We start from the raw sequence: 14,318 nt of genomic DNA on the forward strand, positions 1-14,318 counted from the left end.
ATCACTCTCCGATAGCGAATTGAAAGTTCTTTAAATAAGATTCGTAGAGCCGAACGGGTTCCACGGCTTCTGGCAGACGGCGAGCTATGGATTGAAAGCGTCGGTCGTCGTTGGTAACGATATAAGCAATGCGCAGTTTTTGTACCTGTTTAACGGCATTGCAAAACGCAGTAGCCTGATCCAGATCAGTCAGCAAGCCATAGGTGTCTGCTACATCCCAACCTTTTTCCGATGGTTGCTCAATTCGTTGCCCTTGGCTACCAGCCCGCATCCATAATAAAGGAGCTATTCGTTCGAAAGCGAGGTTGTGTCGTATAGCAACCGGCGTTTCATAGGTCAGGGTAAAGAACTCGGCGTTTTCTTCAAAACCATCAGCCATTGGGAATTCATCGGTGAACTTATAGTCACCTTTTATGGGTTCTCCGTCTGGTGTTTGGCCAGTAATAGCCGCCTTTACACGAGGCTTGGTGATATAGTCACAAATGCCCCATTGTTCCCAATCGGCATCTCCGGGGCGCAAACCCTGCTCACGCAGTTTTTTATGTTCATCGGCGGCCACTTCGTTATTGGTAATGGAGATGCACTGGCGCTGGCCTCCGTCCTGGCGATTTAGGCGCATGATGGCGTGAGCCGTTGTGCCTGAGCCTGAAAAAAAGTCAAGGATTGTTGCGTTTGGTTTGTTTGAAACGAAGAATCGTACAGCGTCTTCAACCGCATAGAGGCTCTTTGGAAAAGGGAACTTGCGACCGGGAATAAAGGACTTTTGTAAGTTGGTTCCGCCCTGTTCGGCATTGTGAGAAGCAATACGCCATTGAGTGCCGGGAATAAACGTGGGTTGATATGCGGCATCATCAACGATGACTGAGTTGTCAATGCGCCTTCCAATAACAGGAAAAACTCCACCTTCAACTTTGGTTTGTTCACCACGCTTTAAGTAGGTCACAGCGGTTTTGTCTTCCCTCCATCGTCCTAACTTCGCAAACCCTTTCTCGATCAGAACACGCAGGCTTTCCGCACTGTTTTGCCAGTTACCTTCAGTCCCGTCTGAGCGTATTGGCCAGATGGCAAAGCATCCTTCGGGCACTGTCATAGATCGCCAATCATCTCCGAAATACGCCTCGCCTACCGAATGAAAAGCGGGGCCGCATTCAAGTTGGTGAACGAAGATGGGATAAAACTGGTTTGGGCTGTCTTCTCGCTGTGTATTCGAACCAGAGCGCAACAATTCTGCCCAGCGGAGTTTTGCCGCTCGTTTATCCTGCACAACTTTCCATTCGCTGGGCAGCGGTACAGGTGTTGGCGCTGCGTTCCCTTGAGAGACAAAGAACAAATACTCATCCGTTCGACCAAATGACGATTGTCGGGTTGCGCCTTTAGGGTTGATTACACTGGAAACCATTTGAACTCGACCTTCGGGAAACACTTGCTCAAGAAGCAGGCCAAGTCGTAGGTATTCCTTTTCATCAATAGACACGATTAGTGTGGAGTTTTGGGGGTTGAGCAACTGTGCAGCAAGTTTCAATCGCCGCTCCATAAACGCCAACCACTTTGAATGACGATAGAGATCGTCCCCTTCCACATAATCGTTGTTGTACTTCCAGTCTTTCGCCCCGGTATTGTAGGGTGGGTCGATATAGATAATGTCGATCTTGCCCCAATGGGTATAAGTCAGGGCTTTCAGGGCGTGGTAGTTCTCACCATTAATCACGGTATGGCAGGGCTTATCACCGCCCCGTTCAACTTTGCCCGTACTGACCAGCCCCGGGAGAATGTGATCCCGAAACTCTGCTACCACCACAAGATCATCTACAGCAATATTGTCAGTTTCCGGCTCTGCATGCCCCATTAGTTCTATCTGGGCAAACCGTTGACCATTGTCTTTTATAATTTTTTTGACCTGCCATAGTCGTTGGTCGCCTTTTTTAACCGTGCCACGCTCTGGCAAAACCCGGACTTTATCACCCTTACGAACAGGGCGTTGGGGCAACTCAACAGTTTCCGGGCGGTGCCGCTCAAAATTAAGACCAAAAGCTCGACGTGAAGAGAGTGCTTTAAATTCACGTTCAAGGTCAGCTCCCATCTGGGGATCTTTTGCCTTGGCTTGGGCTATGAGATCTGTGAGTCGTGACACATAAACTCCTTAATAACCGTATTCGACAGCAGCAAACTGCAAAGAAAAATAGAAGGGTTTGATTGTACCCGTAAAGCACCACCTTTCAGTAGACGTAATACTACAGAAAAACCGTTGACTGTATTTATATACAGTACTAAAATTTTGAGTCCCCCAATAAATAATCAGACACACACGGACAGTGCTATGATGATCGACTTTTTCCAGCTCTACCTGCATTCTCTCGGACTGAAAACCCCACTGAAAGAAGTGACCATTCAGCCTCTGCCTACTTACCTTAAACACTTGAACTTGCCTGTTTCGGGAGGCCATAGCTCCCAAACCGTTGCAGAGACTATTTTCAATCTGGAAGTAGACGGCTGTAGCCATCTTTCTTATGTATTGGGTTATGGGTTGTATCGGATTCCACTTGAGCAGGCGGTGATTGGAGCAGGTGAGTATTATTATGACCCGATTGAACGGTTGCAGGCGGGCTCAAAGCTGGTGGTTGTTTGTGAGTTGTCGGCTGATGAGCTGACGGAGTTTGCTGCGGCGAATAATCGTCCTCCAGAGCTGTATGATTGGCTGCAATGGCAAAGTAATTGCGTGAAAAAAAGCCCCAGCATGGGGCTTTAGATGTTCTGATTCATCAGGACAGTTTGAATGATTCCTCCTTCTCTTCGCCATTCTCAAACCTTGCCTTCATCCGATCCAGTGACTCTTTCAACGCTTCATAAATCTGCTTGATCTGTTTGTCGGTGTATTCGTATTTTTCCTTGTCCGATAAGTTAGCCACCATGCCGATCTGTTTCAGAGCTTTGGGAACCCGGGTTTCGGCCAGTTCGATGAACTTGTCTTTTTTACTTTTGGCTTCATTTTTTGCAGCGGGTTTCTGTTCGTTCTTTGCTTTTGTCATGATCGTTCTCCAATCGTTTTGTTGTTTGTAGTACGCCAGTTTGGACAGATGATTATCTGCCGCATGACGTGTACTCAAAGTAGGGTCAGGCTTGAGGGTTTTGTAGCTGGATGTAAGAAGAACTGTGGTTCTACAAAGCTAAACAAAAGTGCAATTTGTGTGAGGGCGGCAAGGACAACGCTGGTTGGGTCGTTTTTTTGATGATACGTCTGGATCGTTTGAAAATGCACTCGTTGAATAAGGCGTTAGAAGGGCGTTCAGGGTGAAATGAGGTCAGGGGAGAGGGTTCTCCCCTGTGAGATTGATACATTATTATGTACTATAGTTTCGTACACGATAACGCACTATTTTCAGCGGCAGTATGCAATGAAATTGTATACTAAAGTTAAACTCAGCCTTCTAAGTCATTGATATTATTATCAAAACCGCCTTCCTGAAATTCATACCACATAACATTAATAATCCCGAAAGCGCAGGCCAGAAGCACTCCAAGAATCCAGGCAAAATACCACATTGTCGAACTCCTTCAGTACAGTGAGTGGTTGTTTTCAGTGACGTGCTCGGCGGTTATTCGCCCCCACAAGTGGTAGAAACACCATATTGTGTAGCCGAGTATGGTGGGCACAAAAATAGCGGCAACAAAGGTCATTATGCTCAGGGTCATATGGCTGGATGTTGCGTCCCAAAGGGTCAGGCTGGCATCCGGCATGGTGCTGGACGGCAGAATGAATGGGAATAGCGAAAAGCCAGCGGTGAGAATAACACCGGCCAGCGTGAGGCTTGAGCAGACAAAGGTTAAACCGGCAAACCGGCTTTTTGCCAGCAGCAAAACGCCTGTGCCGCCAAGATAGGCCAGAACTGGTGCGATCAGTGTCACTGGATACAGGCTGTAGTTAGCCATCCAGCGTCCTGATTCAACAATGGCGACGGTTTTGTTCAGAGGGTTTGAAACCGCAGCCGGATCCAGTTGGCTGGTGACTTCGTACCCGGGAATGGAGGCTACCCAGATGCCGCCAATGGTAAACAGTACCAGTGTTATCATGGCACCAAAACGGGCGACAGTGGCCGCACGTTCCTGAATGGGCTCGCCTGCACGCAGTTTCTGCCATGTCGCCCCATGGGTGGTCAGCATGCTGACACTGACCAGTCCGCACAGCAGTGCAAATGGGTTGAGCAGGTGGAAGAAGTTTTCCGAGAAAGTGGAGCGCATGGTGCTGTCCAGCTCAAAGCCAAAGCCCTGGAACAGGTTGCCAAAGGCAACACCAAAGACCAGAGTAGGAATCGCGCCACTGGCAAACAGTCCCCAGTCACAGGCATTGCGCCAGTTTGGATCGTCTATTTTTGAACGATAGTCAAAGGCCATTGGGCGTACCAGCAGTGCAAACAGTACCAGCACCATTGCCCAGTAAAAGCCTGAGAAAGCGGTGGCGTAGACAATAGGCCAGGCAGCAAACAGTGCGCCACCGGCGGTAATGAGCCATACCTGATTGCCGTCCCAGTGAGGGGCGACGGCGTTGATCATAATTCGACGCTCAGTGTCGTTTTTAGCCATAAAGGGCAGCAGGTTGGCAGACCCCATGTTGTAGCCATCCATAATGGAAAAGCCAATCAACAGAACGCCGATCAGAACCCACCATATAAACTTTAATACTTCATATTCCATAGCGTGGCTCCTTATCCCTGCTGTGTTGTAAGTTCGTGCACACGAGGTTGTGGGCGCTCAAAGTGATAACGTCCGGTGTGTAGACAGCTGGGGCCTTTTTTAGCGTATTTCACCATCAGCCAGACTTCGATGACGGCAAAGATGCCGTAGAACAGGGTGAATCCGGCGATACTGAGATACAGGTCGGTCACTGTCCGACTGGATGCAGATAGGTAGGTGGGCAGGATGCCTGAAATGGACCAGGGTTGGCGCCCGTACTCGGCGACAAACCAGCCCATTTCGCTGGCAATGAAGGGGAGCGGTAGTGACCACAGGCAGAGCTTCAGGAACAGTTTGCTCTTATGCTCTCTACGACGGGCGGTCTTGTAAAAGGCGGTCAGTAGCAGCATCAGCATTAGTACACCGCAGCCCACCATGATGCGGAATGAGAAAAACAGCGGCCACACGGTTGGAATGGCATCTTCTGCTGCCTGTCGAACCAGTGCCGGTGAGGCATTGGGAATGTCATCGGTGTAACGAGTCAGCAGTAGTCCATAGCCAAGGTCGTCAACCACGTCGGCAAAAGCAGCACGGTTTTCCGGTGTATCGCCGTCTTCTGATTTCAAGGTATCGAGCAGGGCAACGGCGGTTTTGCCGTTTTCTACACGAATTTCCTTGTCGGCAATCAGTTCTTTGATGCCGGGCACTTCTTCATCAAGGGAGCGGGTTGCAATCAGACCCATCAGCCAGGGGATTTTAATGGCGTATTCGGTTTCCATTTTCTCCTGATTCGGAATACCAATCACGGTAAAGCTGGCCGGTGCGGGCTGGGTTTCCCATTCTGCCTCAATGGTCGCCAGTTTAACCTGCTGAACATCGCCCAGTTCATAGCCGGACTCATCACCCAGCAACAGGGTGGAAAGAATGGCGGCAGTACCGAAACCGGCAGCAATAGCAAAGGAGCGACGGGCAAAGCCAATGTCACGATTATTCAGCAGATAGTAAGCGCTGATGGACAGAACAAAAATGGCACCGGTGGTGTATCCCGCTGCAACGGTGTGAACAAACTTAACCTGCGCCACCGGGTTGAGGAACAGCTCGGCAAAGCTGGTCATTTCCATACGCATGGTTTCAAAATTGAATTCAGCACCCACGGGGTTCTGCATCCAGGCGTTGGCAACCAGTATCCACAGTGCGGACAGATTGGTGCCGATGGCCATCAGCCAGGTGCAGGCAAGGTGTTTGACCTTGCTTAGACGATCCCAGCCAAAGAAAAACATACCGACAAAGGTAGACTCCAGAAAAAAGGCCATCAGGGCTTCGATAGCGAGCGGGGCACCGAAAATATCGCCAACGTAGTAGGAATAAAAAGACCAGTTGGTGCCAAACTGGAACTCCATGGTCAGGCCGGTGGCCACGCCCAGGGCAAAGTTGATACCAAACAACTTACCCCAGAATTTGGTCATGTCCTTATAGACCTGTTTGCCGGTCATCACATAGACCGACTCCATGATGGCCAGCATAAAGGTCATACCCAGGGTGAGCGGGACGAACAGGAAATGGTAAAGTGCCGTTATGGCAAACTGAAAGCGCGACAGCTCTATGACTTCTGCGGGGATCATAACGTTCCTCGTGACATCTTCAGGGAAACTTACTCCGGTTTCCACGAGACCCGGGAAGTGATGGCTTCCTGCCAAAACCATGAACCATTTATTGCATCAGGGTGTATCTGCAGCATCTGCATGCCTGCAGCTATACGGTTATTGATGCACTTTGGATCAGGTTAATGCATTACAGTGCATCCGGTCATAGGGAACCGCGCGGGTTCCTGCTGACTTACTTCCCTTGGTGGTGAGCCCTTAATCGATAATGCTGTCTGAACCCGGCAGACGTTTTAGAAAAACGCAGCGGGCGCAGCAGGTGGATATTTCATAGGGGAATTGACCACGTCTGCGGACATCCTTTGAGACAAGCCGAATGGTACAACGTTTTAATACGTATCTGAACTTCGGTAAAGTCCCGGGATTGATATAAATCAATAAAGATGTAAATCATTTGAATAAATAGAGGATTATCATCTTTATTTTGCAAATGCGTTATTAAAATTCTGCGAAGTTACGGTTCTTGCCAGCTCAATCGAATGTCTGAGCAGGAAGGACCGGGTTCCAGCCGGTTTTTGCCACGCTTCTTGGCGGTGTACATTGCATTATCGGCTTCGTTGATCAGCTGATTCAGACTGGAGAGTTCACTGCTCAGGGTGGCGAGCCCAAGGCTGAGGGTGGCAGGCGTCGGGCTGGCGTTGTATTGCTCAACACGTTTTCGGATTCTTTCTGCAATCTGTGCGCCCTGCCATGCCGAGGTTACAGGTAACAGAATCACGAACTCTTCTCCACCGTAGCGGGCGATAAGGTCCTGATGTCGCAGGCTATCCCGGATCAGGTGGGCAATATCCACCAGAACCTTGTCGCCTGCCGGGTGCCCGAGTTTGTCGTTGATTCGCTTGAAGTCATCAACGTCTATAAACAGCAGGCAGCAGGGGGTTTGTTGTTGCTTACAGGCTTCGACCTGCTTTTCCGCTTCGTGAAAGAAGTGGTTGCGGTTCAGTAATCCGGTCAGGGGGTCGAGACTGGCCTGCAATTGCCAGAAGCGGGTTTGCTGATTAGCTTTCAGAATGGTTTTGATATAGCTGCACAGGTCAAGTGCCTGCTGTCGGCTGATGGTTTCTTTTTGATACTTGCCGGGAAACAGTAATAAAAACAGCTGGCGTTCGCCGTCGTCGTTTAAATGAAAACCCCAGATACTGTTACTGTGTTTATCCTGAAAATGGATCTGGTCATCTGAACCTTGGGTAAGGAGTTTTGTCAGCGGTGTAACAAAGTACTCCAGCTCTTTTTCAACCTGACGCTTCACCCTGGGGGAGAGAGAGCTGAGTTGCCATTCATTGTTTTCAAGCGTTAGTAAAACAGCCGGGGCTTGATCTAATGTAGCGTCGATAATGGCAAGAATGGGAGCGGACAGCTCTGTGGTGTTGTCGGACAGATTCAGGTCAGCGAGATTGTCGCGAAAGTGCTGGCTGAACACCCTGCGTTTCTTGTCACTGCTTTTAATCAGGTTGATGGTGAAAGGTTGTCCTTTGCGATCAGGTTGTAGCAGATAATGAAGCACAGACAGTGAAATGGACTGCAGGCAGAGTAAGAGTACCAGTGGCAGCGAGGGAATGGTGTTGCCGGTGGCAAATATGAAACCAAACGTCAGGCCGCAGGCCACCAGTATTGCACCTGATAGAATCATCGTGCTTCTGGGCGTCGGCCGGGTGGTTCGGAACAGATTCAGGTAACAGGTGAGGGCGGACAGCATTGTGAGTACCGTCAGTATCGAAATCAGCTGGGCCGGGTCAAAACTATGGGGAATCACCCGGAACAGTCTGCCATTCAGGGCCACCATAAGCAGACTCATGGCACTGAGGTGAAGACTGAGTGGCAGGTAAAGCAGAGTTCTTTTCACCACCATGACGGCCAGGGCTGCAGTCAGGATGACCAGTAAAATAGTTTGCAGAGAGGCTGCCAGTGCATGATAGCGATATTCGCTCAGAGAATAGAGTGAAGCGGGCCAGAGTTCCGGGTTCAGTGTCTGGACGGATTGTTGGCTGACTTTGAACAGTAATCGGTGTGACTGTCCGCTGGTGAGAGGTAGCCTTATGGTTCTTGCGTCAGGGTTTGCTGCTGATAGTCCGTCAAGCCCCATTCTTTTTACCTGATAGTTGCCATTCTCAGGCAGATAGACGTCCAGTGTAAGATGGGGAATGCGGCTGAATACCAGAAACCAGTCCGTTGAAAAATCCGGGCTTAACACCAGATCGAGTTGATACCAGGAAAAATCGGAAGGTGTGTTGTTGGCTGTGGCGGCAAAAGGGTCTGTAATGGGCGTCAGGTGTGGACTCAGGCTGACCGGTTTGTCGATTGTGCCTGTAGCAGCCGATGAAGAAGCTGCAGGGCTTGTCAGTGTGCTGGCTGTTGCCGGGACCATTAACAGGATGAGTAGCAATGAAAAGCTACTCCAAAGCACGGACTGCAGATAGCGTCTGGGTAAATTAACCATCATTGCAGCTGCCCTCCGTGGTGGCTGTATGAGGTGAATCGTTATCAGTATGTATCGACCAATTGTGACATAGCTGTTTTTATTGTGCTAGAAGGCTGCTGTGCCTGATGGGTCGTTAGGCGTTTAAACAGTAAAGCCATGGCTATGCAGGTTTTACTGTTTAGGGTAGGAAGTCTTACAGGCTGGAGAAGTGCTGTTTGGCAAAGGCTACCTTTTCCGGTATCGGAAGGTTCCAGTCAGGCATGGCCTCAACTTTCTGTAACCTTGGGTGAATACCACAGCCGTTGGCAATCTGAATAGCCAGTCCTGGTCGTGCATTCAGTTCCAGAATTAACGGTCCGTGGTGTTTGTCCAGCACCATATCCACACCGAGATAGCCCAGTCCTGTCATGCCATAACAGGCAGCGGTCAGTTCCAGTAGCCGGTCCCAGTGTGGAACTTTAAGGCTTTCAAAACTGTGATTGGTATCGGGGTGAAGCTCAATCGGTGTGTCAAACTGCACAGCCCGCAGGCTTTGCCCCGTGGCAATATCCAGCCCGACACCAACAGCACCTTGGTGCAGGTTGGCTTTGCCGTCGGATGCCCGGGTTGCAAGTCGTAACATCGCCATGACCGGAAAGCCCCGAAAAACGATCATACGGATGTCGGGTACGCCTTCAAAGCTGTAGTCATTAAACACCGGGTCGGCCTGAATCAGGCCTTCAATCATGGCGACATCGGACTTGCCGCCCAGTGAATACAAACCGCCGAGGATGTTAGACACATGTCGGTTAATATCCTCAAACTCAAGGGTATCACCACTGGCTTTGACATAGCGGTCACCGTCTCGGCCAGTGATCACCAGAATACCCTTTCCGCCGCTGCCCTGGGCCGGTTTGATAACGAAATGCTCGTGTGCCTGAAGCATTTGACGGAGATTTTTGATCTCCGACTGGTATGACACGACGCCCAGCAGCTCCGGTACAGCTACGCCAGCCTGTTGAGCCATTTGTTTGGTGGTGAGTTTGTTATCCACCTGTGGCAGCAGTTTTCTGGGGTTGTACTTGATAACGTAATCCAGATTTCGGCTGTTCATGCTCAGGATGCCGGCTTTTTTGAGCTGCTCGGGTCTGGCAAAGCTGTCTGCGAGCTGGGTAACGAAGCGACTAATTACTCCCATGGTCGTTTATTCCTGAGCCAGAGGTTTAAAGCGTCGCAGTTCCAGCAGGCGGTACCCTGTGTACTGTCCCAGCATCAGCGTTACACCCAGCACCGCAAACAGAAGTTCCGGGAAGTTAAACGTCAGGTGTTCAACGGTCGGGTTGGACATCAGCAGGTAGCTAATGCTGGCAACCAGCAAACTGCCAAAACCTTCTATGAGTACGTCCCTTGGCCCTTCTTCTTCCCAGAGAATTGACATCCTTTCAATGGTCCATGCCAGGATGATCATCGGGAAGAAGGTAACGGTCAGTGCCTGGGTGATGCCCAGCTTCCAGCTCAGGATACTCATGGCGCCCATAATGCCGATGACCACTATCATTACGGCGGCCAGCCTTGCGACCAGAAGCATATTTAACTGACTGAGTATCGAGCGCATCCACAGCCCGATGGAGACAATGGTGATGAAAATGGTCAGACCGGGTAATAACTGGGTTTCCAGAAAGGCGACGGAAATCAGAACCGGCATAAAGGTACCTGATGTGCGCAGGCCCACAATGATTCGCATGAACAGCACGACAAGGGTGCCGATCGGAATCAGCAGAATACTTTTGAAGGCATTCTGTACTTCCAGAGGCAAGGCATAAATCGAGAAATCAACCAGAGCGACTTCATCAGCCTGCGAGTTCTGGATAGCCAGCTCTCTGGCAGGAACAGCCTGAGAAATCATGGAGAAGCTGACCCTTGAATTGGTGCCGCCCATGACGTCCAGCAGGGACTTGCCACCCCGTTGCCACAGGAAGAAGTTGGCAGGGTTGCCAGACTCGCCAGTGACCGGATCAAACATCAGCCAGCCATCGCTGGTATAGACTTCCAGCATATCGAGCATAGGCTGACGTCGTCGTCCGTCTTCAAGGTATAAGCCTCTGACCATGCGCACCGGAATGTCTGCCATGGTCAACAGGTCAATGAGCAGGCGTGTACGGGATTCCCGGTCGCTGACCATGCCCAGCAGCATATTGGTGTTCTGGCCTGGGCTTTGCTGTAAGAATTCATTGATCAGAGTGCCGGTAAAACTGCGGGCATCCGCCGAGCGTTCCGTGACCGATTCGATCAAACTTTCTGCAGCAGTCTGGTAAGGCTCTGGCAGTCTTGGCTTGACCGTGAGCGTGTCACTTTCAACGGGTGGTTCTTCATCCGGTGCAGCAACAGAGTCAGGGTAGAGGTTTACTTTGTAATAGAGTGTCTGTCGGCCTTTGGCCTCGCGGATACTCCATTCCGCCCGTCGTTGGCCATTGTCGTCAAACTGGTTGATACCGTAGCCGGGCGAGGCAAAGGATTCATCGAGAATGCGGACATCGGACTGATGATCGGGCAGGGTCAGGGTGGCTTTGGCCGGGCCGCCATCGGCAGTAAAATCGACTTCGGCCTCAATACTCCAGATGGTATTGGTTTCACCCCTGAGCAATGGAAAGCCGAGCGCAAAGTGCTTGTAAAGAGTAAGACCCAGTCCGAGTGCGACAAGCAGCACTACGGCCAGACTGAGTTGAAAACGGCCTTTCATTGGTTACCTCGTGGCATTTTGTCCGCAATGAATTCCTGACTGACATCCACCAGTGCGGTGTTAGCCAGAAACTGTTCTGCGAGCAGAACCGGAAACTCGTAACTGCTCCGATCACGCAGTGTGAATTCGGTGGTTTTTGTGATGTTGCCTACCTTTGTCTGCATGTTGACAACAGGACGCCTCTCGGAATCAAGGCCGCCATGACGTTTGATGAGAACAAAACGGGAGACAGGGAGTTCAAGGCTAAAAGACTGTTCACCGGAGATCAGTTTGAACCGAACCCAGGGCTGGCCGTCTTTTTGGAATTCTTCCAGCTCGCGTGCATCCAGTGACGAGGTTTCTGCTCCGGTATCGACACGGGCTTTAAGAGGTTCGTCAACACCGTTCAGGCGAACCATTTCCAGTGCGCCAAAAACGGGCAGGTCATTGAGGCTGACTTTTTGGTAAATAGTTTGATCAATAGTTTGATCAATACTGCCTGTCTGGGTGACAGGAACGCTGCGTTGAATGGTTTTTAATGGTTTTTCAGTGGCGATATAGGTTTTGCCGACGTCTGCAATAGCCAGATCCTGAAGGAAGTCACGACCGACCAGCATCGGGTATTCGTAAGTGCTGCGGTTGTTCAGAGATATGTTGGCAGTCTGGGTCAGGTTACCAATCTGAATGGCAAGGTTGACCACCGGGCGGCGCTGGGATTCTTCCCCGGGGCGTTTTATGGAAATGAATTCCTGTATAGGGAGTTCCAGTTCCTGTGTGCCTTTGCTGGTGCGGTGAAGCTCAAACCGTACCCAGGGGCGGCCGTCACGTTCGAACTGTTGGATATTGCGTGCATCCAGAGAGCTTCGCGCGGCTCCTGTGTCTATTTTGGCAGACATGGCTAAACCGAGGTCGGGTAAACGACCTTCTTCAGAAAATCCTAGAACCAGTTTGCCGTCAAGGTAAGCAGGCGTTTGTATGTAGGTCTGGGTAACGGTGACTTCCGGTACCGGAGCGGGTTTTTCTGCGGTTGGTTTTTCCTGAGGTTCAGACACCGGTTTTTCGGCCTTTGGTCGATCCTCTGTGGTTTTTGTTGTGTCTGCTGGTTCCTCGCCGGGCGGGAACGTCTGGCAGCCAGTCAGTGCCGCTGCAGTAAGGATCAAAGCGGTAATTGCCGGGAAACGGATCATGGGGAACACTTGTTGAATTAGATAAATGAACCTATGGATGATTGGCAAACAATCAAATGCTGCGCAGCTTACTGTAAGTCCTGACACTTGCCAATGGCGAACAGCCGCAATCCAGCCGAATTTTTGAGGGTTAATTGACGTAGGCAGGCAGAATGCAGAAATGGCTGCACCCGGTTGCTCAGAATTAAAGCAGAAGTCTGGCAGGCACTATTGCCAGTGTTACAAGTTATCTTTCACGGGTTCTGGTGTGATGAGCTTTCCCATTATGCCTGTGACTAAAACACACAGAGCGCAGGGGAGAACCCAGCCGAGATTGGCATCAAACCCGGGTAGCATCTTGCAGGAAGAGGTGACTAACTGAATGAATGGATGCTGTATCTCTTTCACGGCATCAATGGTGCTGAAAACCAATGCGATCAGCAGGGTCGAGCGGTAGACCAGTGTTGGGTTGGCAAACAGGTCGCGTATCAGTCCTAGCAATATCAGTACAATGCAGACCGGGTAAAGGATCAGCAGTACCGGGATAAACAGCTCTATGATCTGGTTCAACCCCAAGTTGGCAAAGGCAATGCAGCTGGCTGTAATGGCAATGACCAGTGGGCGGTAACTGAACTGTTTAAACACATCGTCAAAATATTCTGCAGCAGCGGTTATGCAGCCAATAGCCGTTGTCAGGCAGGCGAGTGTCACGACGCCTGCCAGCAGACTTTTGCCTGGTGTGCCGAATAGAGTATCAACATAGATAGACAGAATCTGGCCTCCATTATCCGGGTTCGGGGCAATGTCCCGGCTGGTGGCGCCCAGATAAAACAAAGAGACGTAAACCAGTGTCAGTCCAATAGCGGCTATAAAACCGGTCACAACACTGTGCCGGAACAGAGCCCGTGTTGACGTAATACCGTGAGAGCGTAGGTTGGTGATGATGACGATACCAAACAGCAAAGCTGCTAAGGCATCCATGGTCATATAGCCTTCAAGAAAGCCCGTCAGAAAAGGGTTTTCAGAGTATGGGTCGGTGGCTTTGGAGGGCGTTCCCTGGGGAGATAGAACGGGTGACAGACCAAGCACTGTCAGCAAGATAATTAAGGCCGGGGTTATAATCTTTCCAACCGATTCCAGCAGACGTCCGGGGTTCAGGCACAGGTAGGCGCAGATAACAAAGAACACCAGGCTGAAGATCAGGCGGGAAAGCGTATCAGGCGCATCAAGGAACGGCACCATTCCCACTTCATAAGCCACCATGGCTGTTCTCGGAACTGCGTAAAGGGGGCCAATCACCAGAAAGATAAAGCTTCCCATGGCAATGATCAGCCATTTGGGTAATTCCCGGGTGATTTCGTTAAAGCCTCCTCCCACTCTGGAAATAACGACGACACCCAACAGCGGAAGCCCGACGCCGGTGACCAGAAAACCGGCAGCAGCCTGCCAGACACTGGTACCAGCCATCTGGCCGGCCAGTGGGGGAAAAATCAGGTTGCCAGCACCAAGAAACATGGCAAATACCATGAATCCCATGCCAATAATGTTTTGCAGACTTAATCTCTGTTTCATTGCAGCTGCCGTCGTCAGGCGTTCATTTTAGAGGCTAATCAGAGGCTGTTGTGTATGTAATTACTCAGCCACTTAATAGCTTAGCTTCCATGATAGCTCTCAAGTATGGACGCAATTTTTGAAAGTGGTAGCAA

Annotated in this window: 11 protein-coding genes; 1 reads left to right on the forward strand and 10 read right to left on the reverse strand. The window is 50.5% G+C overall.

Annotated features, from left to right (window positions below):
* Position 1: 1 nt before the first annotated feature.
* Positions 2 to 2,131, reverse strand: a complete 2,130-nt coding sequence (locus tag EZMO1_RS10105; RefSeq protein WP_034873100.1) for a site-specific DNA-methyltransferase — start codon at positions 2,129 to 2,131, stop codon at positions 2 to 4.
* A 186-nt stretch (positions 2,132 to 2,317) separates the two neighbouring features.
* Here EZMO1_RS10105 and EZMO1_RS10110 point away from each other — a divergent pair, with 186 nt between their 5' ends.
* Entirely contained in the window at positions 2,318 to 2,746 is a 429-nt protein-coding gene (locus EZMO1_RS10110) for a hypothetical protein (RefSeq protein ID WP_034873101.1), read from the forward strand.
* 13 nt (positions 2,747 to 2,759) lie between these two features.
* Here the strand turns inward: EZMO1_RS10110 and EZMO1_RS10115 are convergent, their stop codons facing one another.
* The 9 genes from EZMO1_RS10115 to brnQ form a co-directional block, all read right to left on the reverse strand.
* Positions 2,760 to 3,026, reverse strand: coding sequence for a hypothetical protein (locus EZMO1_RS10115; protein ID WP_051789541.1), 267 nt, complete (start codon positions 3,024 to 3,026; stop codon positions 2,760 to 2,762).
* 391 nt (positions 3,027 to 3,417) lie between these two features.
* A complete protein-coding gene (gene cydX, locus EZMO1_RS10120; protein WP_034873102.1) occupies positions 3,418 to 3,540 on the reverse strand; it encodes a cytochrome bd-I oxidase subunit CydX in 123 nt (40 codons plus the stop codon).
* 12 nt (positions 3,541 to 3,552) lie between these two features.
* Complete coding sequence (cydB, locus tag EZMO1_RS10125; RefSeq protein WP_034873103.1) at positions 3,553 to 4,689, reverse strand: cytochrome d ubiquinol oxidase subunit II; 1,137 nt, start codon at positions 4,687 to 4,689, stop codon at positions 3,553 to 3,555.
* An 11-nt stretch (positions 4,690 to 4,700) separates the two neighbouring features.
* The gene (locus tag EZMO1_RS10130) at positions 4,701 to 6,290 is read right to left on the reverse strand and encodes a cytochrome ubiquinol oxidase subunit I (protein ID WP_034873104.1); all 1,590 of its coding nucleotides are present in this window, start codon (positions 6,288 to 6,290) and stop codon (positions 4,701 to 4,703) included.
* A 493-nt stretch (positions 6,291 to 6,783) separates the two neighbouring features.
* The gene (locus tag EZMO1_RS10135) at positions 6,784 to 8,769 is read right to left on the reverse strand and encodes a diguanylate cyclase (RefSeq protein ID WP_051789394.1); all 1,986 of its coding nucleotides are present in this window, start codon (positions 8,767 to 8,769) and stop codon (positions 6,784 to 6,786) included.
* Between the two features lie 172 nt (positions 8,770 to 8,941).
* Positions 8,942 to 9,925, reverse strand: a complete 984-nt coding sequence (locus EZMO1_RS10140; protein ID WP_051789396.1) for an alpha-L-glutamate ligase-like protein — start codon at positions 9,923 to 9,925, stop codon at positions 8,942 to 8,944.
* 6 nt (positions 9,926 to 9,931) lie between these two features.
* Positions 9,932 to 11,467, reverse strand: a complete 1,536-nt coding sequence (locus tag EZMO1_RS10145) for an inactive transglutaminase family protein (RefSeq protein ID WP_034873106.1) — start codon at positions 11,465 to 11,467, stop codon at positions 9,932 to 9,934.
* Positions 11,464 to 12,633 carry an ATP-dependent zinc protease family protein gene (locus tag EZMO1_RS10150; protein ID WP_034873107.1) on the reverse strand — a complete coding sequence of 390 codons (1,170 nt, stop codon included), beginning with the start codon at positions 12,631 to 12,633 and terminating at the stop codon, positions 11,464 to 11,466. The genes EZMO1_RS10145 and EZMO1_RS10150 overlap by 4 nt, the downstream gene beginning before the upstream one ends.
* A 219-nt stretch (positions 12,634 to 12,852) precedes the next feature.
* Entirely contained in the window at positions 12,853 to 14,184 is a 1,332-nt protein-coding gene (gene brnQ / locus EZMO1_RS10155; protein ID WP_034873108.1) for a branched-chain amino acid transport system II carrier protein, read from the reverse strand.
* Between the last annotated feature and the right edge of the window lie 134 nt (positions 14,185 to 14,318).

This window comes from Endozoicomonas montiporae CL-33, assembly GCF_001583435.1.
Taxonomy (GTDB): domain Bacteria; phylum Pseudomonadota; class Gammaproteobacteria; order Pseudomonadales; family Endozoicomonadaceae; genus Endozoicomonas_A; species Endozoicomonas_A montiporae.

Bases quoted from the DNA above. Each gene is read 5' to 3' on its own strand.
- EZMO1_RS10150 (WP_034873107.1), bottom strand. From the start codon at position 12,633: ATGATCCGTTTCCCGGCAATTACCGCTTTGATCCTTACTGCAGCGGCA.
- EZMO1_RS10110 (WP_034873101.1), top strand. From the start codon at position 2,318: ATGATGATCGACTTTTTCCAGCTCTACCTGCATTCTCTCGGACTGAAA.
- cydB (WP_034873103.1), bottom strand. From the start codon at position 4,689: ATGGAATATGAAGTATTAAAGTTTATATGGTGGGTTCTGATCGGCGTT.
- cydX (WP_034873102.1), bottom strand. From the start codon at position 3,540: ATGTGGTATTTTGCCTGGATTCTTGGAGTGCTTCTGGCCTGCGCTTTC.
- EZMO1_RS10115 (WP_051789541.1), bottom strand. From the start codon at position 3,026: ATGACAAAAGCAAAGAACGAACAGAAACCCGCTGCAAAAAATGAAGCC.
- EZMO1_RS10135 (WP_051789394.1), bottom strand. From the start codon at position 8,769: ATGATGGTTAATTTACCCAGACGCTATCTGCAGTCCGTGCTTTGGAGT.
- brnQ (WP_034873108.1), bottom strand. From the start codon at position 14,184: ATGAAACAGAGATTAAGTCTGCAAAACATTATTGGCATGGGATTCATG.
- EZMO1_RS10145 (WP_034873106.1), bottom strand. From the start codon at position 11,467: ATGAAAGGCCGTTTTCAACTCAGTCTGGCCGTAGTGCTGCTTGTCGCA.
- EZMO1_RS10140 (WP_051789396.1), bottom strand. From the start codon at position 9,925: ATGGGAGTAATTAGTCGCTTCGTTACCCAGCTCGCAGACAGCTTTGCC.
- EZMO1_RS10130 (WP_034873104.1), bottom strand. From the start codon at position 6,290: ATGATCCCCGCAGAAGTCATAGAGCTGTCGCGCTTTCAGTTTGCCATA.